Raw genomic sequence first — 7,101 nt, 5'->3', positions numbered from 1 at the left:
CCGCAGCGGCGCGGACGGCCGGTATTGGTGCCGAACTCGCGGCCGCGCTCGCCGATCTTGCGGCCGATCTCGTTGTCCTGCTCGGTCGGGAACGGGCCCTGGCCGACGCGGGTCGTGTAGGCCTTGCACAGGCCGAGCACGTAGCCGACCGCGCCCGGCCCGAGGCCGGCGCCGGTCGCGGCCTGGGCCGCCACCGTGTTGGACGAGGTGACGTAGGGATAGGTGCCGTGGTCGACGTCGAGCAGCGCGCCTTGCGCGCCCTCGAACAACATGCGCTTGCCGGCGCGCCGCTCGATATCGAGCAGCCGCCAGACCGTCTCGGCATAGGGCAGGAGCTGCGGCGCCATCGCCATCAGCTCCTTCAGGATCACCGCGCCGTCGAATTCCGGCAGGTTGAGGCCGCGGCGCAGCGCGTTGTGGTGCGCCAGCAGGCGGTCGATCTTGTGCGGCAGCGTCTGATGATCGGCAAGATCCATCAGGCGGATGGCGCGGCGGCCGACCTTGTCTTCATAGGCCGGGCCGATGCCGCGGCGGGTGGTGCCGATCGCGGTGGCGGCGCTGGCGGATTCGCGGTGCGCGTCGAGCTCGCGGTGCAGCGGCAGGATCAACGTGACGTTTTCCGCGACACGCAGGTTGTCGGGGCCGACATCGACGCCCTGCGACCTGAGCCTGGCGACCTCGTCGAGGAAGGCGGCGGGGTCGAACACGACGCCGTTGCCGATCACCGACAGCTTGCCCTCGCGCAGCACGCCGGAGGGCAGGAGCGCGAGCTTGTAGGTCTTGCCGTTGATTACCAGCGTGTGGCCGGCGTTGTGGCCGCCCTGGAAGCGGACGACGATATCCGCCTGCTCCGACAACCAGTCGACGATCTTGCCCTTCCCTTCGTCGCCCCATTGGGCGCCGACGACGACAACATTGGCCATTCGCGGGTAATCCTGTTCAATCTGTCTCTAGAAGGCATGATCCTCGCGGAAAACCGGTGCCCACTTTTCCGGGATCACGCCTGCGCCCAGCCCAATCGGCAGCCGGAGCCGCCCGCACGCAAGGCAGCCAACCGGATAAAGGAAGCAGCCTCTCTAGGCAAGCAAGAACGGGGCTTTTTCGGGGTCCAACGTCCGGTCCAAGCCCTTGATATCCGCGGAAAATCCCGAACCCTGGCAGGCCGGCGCAACAGCTTCGACCAAAGCGGGAGAGGCCGCCTTCGCCGCCAGCATGGTCGCGATGCGCCCGTCCCCGTTGATGCAACCTCGTTTTCCGTGTCTTTGGACCTGCCGGGTGATCAGCCGGCCCGGACCTCGCCGGGTCGGAGGGCTCGGCGTACTCGACGCGGGGCTCAACCATCACAATGTCCGCCACCGGCCAGACCACGCCCGCGGAAACATCCGGCCACAGCTGGATCGCCAACCAGCCTTACCTGCTGCTCAGCATCACCGCGCTGTGCTGGGCCGGCAACGCCATCGTCGGGCGGCTCGCGGCCGGCCACATTCCGCCGGTGACGCTGTCGTTCCTGCGCTGGTTCTTTGCCTTCCTGCTGGTGCTGCCGTTCGCCTTCAAGCACCTCGTGCAGGACTGGCCGGCGATCCGCGGCAAGCTCGGCCTGATGGTCACGCTCTCGGTCACCGGCATCGGCGCCTTCAACACGTTGCAATATTGGGCGCTGGAGCACACCCAGGCGCTCAACACGCTGCTGCTGCAGTCGGCCGCGCCGCTGCTGGTGGCGCTGTGGTCGCTGGTCATCCTCGGCATTCGTCTCACCGCCGCGCAGGCCTTCGGCGTACTGCTGTCGATGTGCGGCGTGCTGACCATCCTGCTGCACGGCGATTTCACCACGCTGTCGAGCATCGACTTCAACAAGGGCGACCTGATCTTCCTGCTCGCGCTCCTGATCTTCGCGCTCTATTCGGTGCTGTCACTGAGGCGGCCGCCGATGCACGGCCTCTCGTTCCTCGCCTTCACCTTCGGCTGCGGCGCGGCCTGTCTAATTCCGCTCGAGATCTGGGAACTGTCCGCGCGCCCGGTGATGAAGCTCGACGGGCCGAATCTCCTGACCCTGTTCTACGTCGCCGTCTTCCCCTCGACGCTCGCCTATCTCTGCTTCAATCGCGGCGTGCGCCTGATCGGCGCCAACCGCGCCGCACCGTTCTTCCACGTCGTGCCGGTGTTCGGCTCGATCATGGCGATGGCGTTTCTGGGCGAGCACCCGCAGGCGTTCCACTTCATCGGTTTCGCATTGGTGCTGGCGGGCGTGTTCGCGGCGTCGCGAAAGCAGGCAAGTTAGGCGCAGCATTCATCCAAATACGCAGGTGCCTCTTACCCTCCCCTGGAGGGGGAGGGTCGGCTCACATGGAGCGCAGCGAAATGTGAGACGGGGTGGGGTGACGGTCTCTCCACGTTCGACACTGCCCGAGTTGAGAGACCACCCCACCCCGCTCGCGCTACGCGCGATCGACCCTCCCCCTCCAGGGGAGGGTGAGCAAGCCTGCCCCGCTACTTCGTCTTGAACTTGCTGTAGGCCTCGCTCGTCGCGATGATCAGGTGCTCGGCGCAGGCGTTGACGCGATGCGGATCGGCTTCGCGCTCGTAGGCTTGCGAGGTCATCATGTCGAGAAAGGCCGAGACGGACGGGTAACGGACCAGCGCGACGAAGTCCCAATCGTTGCCCGCGTGCGGACCGAGTGCGACCGCCTTGCCTTCACCGGTCCAGAGCAGCGTGCCGCCGCGCGCCTTGATCATCGGCACCGTGATCGCACTGTAGCGCAAGTATGCGTCCCAGCCCGACCCGTCGCCATCGCGCGAGCGCGCGTGGAAGCGCATCAGGTTCAGCATCACCACCGGCGCATTCGGATCGAGCCGCTCCAGGCCCTCGATGTTCAACATATTGACCGCCAATGGCACCTCCTTAAGGCTCGGCTGCATTGTAGCATTGCGGCGCTATGACTTGTGCCATCGCGGCAATCGGGCGCAAGTTGCATCCAACGCCCATGACGACCGCTTCGCCCGCGCCACCGGCCGCCAATCCGGCCAGCTGGCTCAACAACCAGCCTTATCTGCTGCTCAGCCTGACCTCGCTGTTCTGGGCCGGCAACATCGTGCTCGCGCGCCATGTCGGGGCGCATGTGCCGCCGCTGACGATCACCACGATCCGCTGGTTCGGCGTGTTCCTGATCCTGTTGCCGTTCGCCTGGCCACATCTGAAGCGCGACTGGCCTGCCTTGCGCCAGAGCATGCCATTGATGCTGTTCCTGTCGCTGGTCGGCTTTGCCTTCAACAACGCGATCTCGTACTGGGCGCTGCAATACACCGAGGCGCTGAACGCGCTGCTGATCCAGTCGGCGGGTCCGCTGTTCGTGGCGCTGTGGTCGCTGGTGCTGTTCGGCGTGCGGCTGACCGGCGCGCAGCTCGGCGGCATCGCGATCTCGCTGCTCGGCGTGCTGATCATCATCCTGCGCGGCGACCTCGCCGCGCTGGCAAGCATCAGCTTCAACAGGGGCGACATCATGTTCGCCTCCTCGCTGGTGGCGTTCGGGCTCTATTCGGCCTTCATCCCGCGGCGACCGAAGATCCACCAGCTCTCCTTCCTGTCCTTCACCACCTGCTGCGGCGCGACGATGCTGCTGCCGACGGCAATCTGGGAGGCGGCGAGCGGCCGCGTGCTGCAATTCGACGCGATCACGCTGGCGACGCTGGGCTACATCCTGATCTTCCCCTCCACCCTCGCCTATCTCTTCTTCAACCGCGGCGTGGCGCTGATCGGGCCGAACCGGGCGGCGCCGTTCTTCCATCTGGTGCCGGTGTTCGGCTCGGCGCTGGCGATCGTGCTGCTGGGCGAGAAGCTCCAGCCGTTCCACCTAATCGGTTACGCGCTGGTGCTCGCCGGAGTCGTGCTTGCATCGCGGCGGGGCTCGGCGATGACATAATTCCGCGCGACGGACGCGGTCACGACCTATAGCCATCTTCCGATTCCCCTTTGGACAAGCTAGGTTCCCCGCCAAACCAAAAAGAGGGAACGACCGACATGATTTCAGGGCTGATTCGAAACCTGCGGACCGTCGCCGCGGCCGCGCTATGCCTCACGGGAGCCTCCACCGCTCACGCCGACACCTATCCCAGCCGCAACATCACGCTGGTACTGCCCTTCGCGGCCGGCAGCGGCACCGACACCACGACGCGGCTGATTTCGCAGCATCTGTCGCAGGCGCTCGGCGTTCCCATCGTGATCGAGAACAAGGCGGGGGCCAACGGCATGCTTGCCGCGACCTATGTCGCGAAGGCTGCTCCCGACGGCTACACGCTGCTGGTGACGACCAACACTACGCATTCGGCCAATCCCTATCTGCTCAAGAGCCTCACTTACGATCCGGTCAAGGATTTCACCCCGATTGCCCGCACCGGCGATCTGCCCTTCATGTTGGTCATCAATCCCGAGGTGCCGGCCAAGACGGTCGGAGAGCTGGTGGCCTATGGCAAGGCCAATCCGGGCAAGCTGAGCTACGCCTCGGGCTCGTCGGCGGCGATCGTGTCGGGCGCGACCTTCGCGCACAATGCCGGGCTCGACCTTTTGCACGTGCCCTACAAGAGTTCGCCGCCGGCGCTCAACGACGTCATGGGCGGCCGCGTGTCGATGATGTTCGTCGACATCCTGACCGGCCTGCCCCATGTCAACGGCAACGCCCTGCGCGCGCTCGCCGTCACCACCAAGAACCGCACGCCGCTGGTGCCACACCTGCCCTCGATGCAGGAGGCCGGCGTGCCGGACTTCGACATCACGTCCTGGCAGGGCTATTTCGGCCCGGCCGGCATGCCGAAGGAGATCGTGACCCGGCTCAACACCGAGATCCGCAAGATCATCGAGAACCCGGAGATCAAGGCCAAGCTCGCCACGCTCGGCATGGACGCTTTTTCCGGCACGCCGGAGCAGCTCGGCACCTTCGTGAACGAGCAGCTGGTGCTGTGGGAAAAGCTGATCGCCAACGCGAAGATCGAGAAGCAGTGACGCGGTCTTGTGTCCTGGACGCGCTGCAGCGTGAAACGCTGCTGCGCAGAACCGGGACCCAGATTGCCGCTAGCATGGGCCCCGGCTCTGCAGCGCACCGCTGCACGGGACGATGCTTCGCATCGCCGGGGAAGCGCTGCGCTGCGTCCGGGGCACGAGATCGTGTGCTCGCGCATTCTCCGTCATGGCCGGGCTTGTCCCGGCCATCCACGCAGCCGCACATGCCGCGCCCAAGAACGTGGATGCCCGGGACAAGCCCGGGCATGACGACGGCGTAGAGTTTTTGCGCGACGAGTTACGCCGCGCGCACCTTGGCGAGGAAGCCATCGACGGCATCGCGCAGCGCGCCGGACTGGGTGTCCAGCTCGCGGGCGTTGGTGAGCACATCGCTGGCCGCGCTGCCGGTCGCTTCGGCGGCCGAGGTGACGCTGCCGATATGGGCGTTGATCTCGCTCGAGCCGGCCGCGACCGACTGGATGTTGCGGGCGATCTCGCGCGTCGCCTCGCCCTGCTGCTCGATCGATACGGAAATGCCGGCGGTGATCTCGCTCATCTCGGCGATCGTCTGGGTGATGCCGGAGATGGCCGACACCGCGTCGCTGGTCGAGGTCTGCATCGCCGCGACCTGGGCGGAGATCTCCTCGGTCGCCTTCGCGGTCTGGTTGGCGAGCGCCTTGACCTCGGAGGCGACCACGGCGAAGCCGCGGCCGGACTCGCCGGCACGCGCCGCCTCGATGGTGGCGTTGAGCGCGAGCAGGTTGGTCTGCGCCGCGATCGAGTGAATGAGCTTGACCACCTCGCCGATCTTCTCGGCACCGGTGGAGAGCTCCTGCACCGTGGCGTTGGTGCGCTCGGCATCGCTAACGGCACGGCTCGCAACTTCAGTCGAGCGCGTCACCTGGCGGGAGATTTCCGCAACCGAGCTCGACAGCTCTTCGGCGGCGGCCGCAACGGTGCCAACATTGCCCGACGCCTTCTGCGAGGCGGCACCGACGGTCGCCGCGCGCGAGGAGGCATCGCTGGCGGTCGCGGTCATCGATTGCGCCGTGGTCTGCATGCCGGCTGCGGCCGAGGAGACCGAGCGGACGATGCCGTTGACGCTGCGTTCGAAATCGTTGGCGATCTCCTCCATGGTGCTGCGGCGTTCGGTCGCGGCGCGTTCCTTGGCGTCCGCATCTGTCTTCTCGAGGTCGCGGATGCGGACCGCGTTGTCCTTGAAGATCTGCACGGTCGAAGCCATCGCGCCGACCTCGTCACCGCGACCGACGCCGGGGATGTCGCCTTCGAGCTTGCCGTCAGCCAGCTCCCGCATCCGGGTGCCGAGCAGGCCGAGCGGAGCACTGATGCTGCGGCCGATCATCCAGGCGACGCTGCCGGCAACGATGACGATGCCGAGCACGGCGAGGCCGAGCAGCCAGTAGACCGGACCCATCTTGGCGTCGATATCATCCAGATAGGCGCCGGTGCCGAGATACATATCGAAGCCGGGGATCGCGACGGCGTAACCGACCTTGCGGATCGGCGTTTCCTGGCCGGGCTTCATATATTCATAGTGAAGCAGGATCTCGCCGTTGGCTTTGACGCCGTTCATCAATTCCAGCGACAGCTTGCGGCCGTTGGTCACGACGTCCATTCGGTTGGTGCCGATCACCTTCGGATCGGGCGCAAGCTGGGTGAGACCGTCATAGGACGTGCCGAACAGGTAGCCGGCACCCTTGTCATAGGTCATCGCGTTGCCGTAGCGGCGAAGCTCGGCCATCGCGGCGTCCTTCGTCATCTCGCCGGCATCGACGCGCTTCTTCAACGCGGCGGCATAGTTGCGCGCCAGCTCGACGATCGCCTTGGCCTGGTCGATGCGCGCATTCACCATCTCGCGCTTCATCAGATAGCCGGCGAGAACTCCGGAGATGCAGAGGCCGAACAGCGTGACTCCAACGAGAATGCCAAGCTTCGAGGCGATCTTCAGATTGCTCAACTTCACGGGGTTAGCTCCGGCAATATTGGGGTACGGGCGCACGACGAGATCGATCAAATTCGAATCAAGTCTTAGTGGCGGAGCCCTTAGCAAGTTACTTACGCACCTCCGTAGAAGCCCGGGGCTTGCACGG

Annotated in this window: 6 protein-coding genes; 3 read left to right on the top strand and 3 right to left on the bottom strand. The window is 65.8% G+C overall.

Translation table 11 applies throughout. The features are described 5' to 3' along the window. A partial coding sequence (locus ABIA40_RS36850) for an adenylosuccinate synthase (RefSeq protein WP_404546110.1) occupies nt 1–923 on the bottom strand: 923 nt, incomplete at its 3' end. 422 nt (nt 924–1,345) lie between these two features. Between ABIA40_RS36850 and ABIA40_RS36845 the strand changes: the two genes are divergently transcribed. After that, nucleotides 1,346–2,278: a DMT family transporter gene (locus tag ABIA40_RS36845; protein WP_035998893.1), complete on the top strand. Its 933-nt coding sequence runs from the start codon at nt 1,346–1,348 to the stop codon at nt 2,276–2,278. Between the two features lie 209 nt (nt 2,279–2,487). Here the strand turns inward: ABIA40_RS36845 and ABIA40_RS36840 are convergent, their stop codons facing one another. Then, a complete protein-coding gene (locus ABIA40_RS36840; protein WP_404546455.1) occupies nt 2,488–2,877 on the bottom strand; it encodes a DUF1330 domain-containing protein in 390 nt (129 codons plus the stop codon). Between the two features lie 104 nt (nt 2,878–2,981). On the opposite strand from ABIA40_RS36840, the gene ABIA40_RS36835 reads away from it, so the two are divergent. Continuing rightward, entirely contained in the window at nt 2,982–3,917 is a 936-nt protein-coding gene (locus tag ABIA40_RS36835) for a DMT family transporter (protein WP_404546108.1), read from the top strand. Nucleotides 3,918–4,015: 98 nt separating this feature from the next. Continuing rightward, nucleotides 4,016–4,993 (top strand): Bug family tripartite tricarboxylate transporter substrate binding protein, encoded by a 978-nt coding sequence (locus ABIA40_RS36830; RefSeq protein ID WP_404546106.1) that lies wholly within the window; start codon nt 4,016–4,018, stop codon nt 4,991–4,993. Between the two features lie 295 nt (nt 4,994–5,288). Here ABIA40_RS36830 and ABIA40_RS36825 read toward each other — a convergent pair whose 3' ends face one another. Next, entirely contained in the window at nt 5,289–6,974 is a 1,686-nt protein-coding gene (locus ABIA40_RS36825; protein ID WP_404546104.1) for a methyl-accepting chemotaxis protein, read from the bottom strand. Between the last annotated feature and the right edge of the window lie 127 nt (nt 6,975–7,101).

The sequence above is a fragment of the Bradyrhizobium sp. USDA 223 genome (assembly GCF_044909005.1).
GTDB classification, from domain to species: Bacteria; Pseudomonadota; Alphaproteobacteria; order Rhizobiales; family Xanthobacteraceae; genus Bradyrhizobium; species Bradyrhizobium yuanmingense.
Note: the sequence above shows the minus strand (reverse complement) of the source record. Positions and strands in the feature narration are given on the sequence as shown.